Below are 523 nucleotides of genomic sequence, written 5' to 3'. Positions count from 1 at the left end.
CGGTACCGAGACTGCCCGGTACGAGTATGGAGCGTTTGGGGAGCCTTTGCGGCTGACGGGCGCTGCGGCGGGGTGGAATCCGTTTCGGTTCAGCACGAAGCGGACGGAGGACGGGACGGGCCTGGTGCTGTACGAATACCGTGCCTACAGTCCCGCCCTGGGAAGGTGGTTGAGCAGGGATCCGATGGGGTGGGAATCATTGCAAGGGCCGGTGGTGAAGTTGAGGAGAAAAGCGCGCGCCGACCTCGCAGATTATGCGTTCAGTCGAAACAATACAGTCGGTGCTGTGGACGTTCTGGGGCTTGCAACAGTGCGCCTGGTGCTTACAACAGAAATTTTGCTTCCCGATCCAGAGCCGGGTATGAAAACGCGTCATTATGTTGATCTGGATGACAAATGCCAGATTATCTATCAGCTCCGAATCGTAGGTTTTACGGAGTGGCCAATACCCCTGCCAGGGCTTGGGTACCCGGTAGCTGTTCCTGGCGGCCATCCACCAGTATGCACGGTTACTTTCAGGGGC

General features: G+C 57.9%; 1 protein-coding gene. It reads left to right on the top strand.

Annotated features, from left to right (window positions below; translation table 11 throughout):
* Positions 1–523: RHS repeat-associated core domain-containing protein (locus G4L39_RS12145; protein ID WP_165108457.1), on the top strand; the 523-nt coding region annotated here is incomplete at both ends.

The organism is Limisphaera ngatamarikiensis, assembly GCF_011044775.1.
Taxonomy (GTDB): domain Bacteria; phylum Verrucomicrobiota; class Verrucomicrobiia; order Limisphaerales; family Limisphaeraceae; genus Limisphaera; species Limisphaera ngatamarikiensis.
This window is presented reverse-complemented; position numbering and strand designations above follow the sequence as displayed.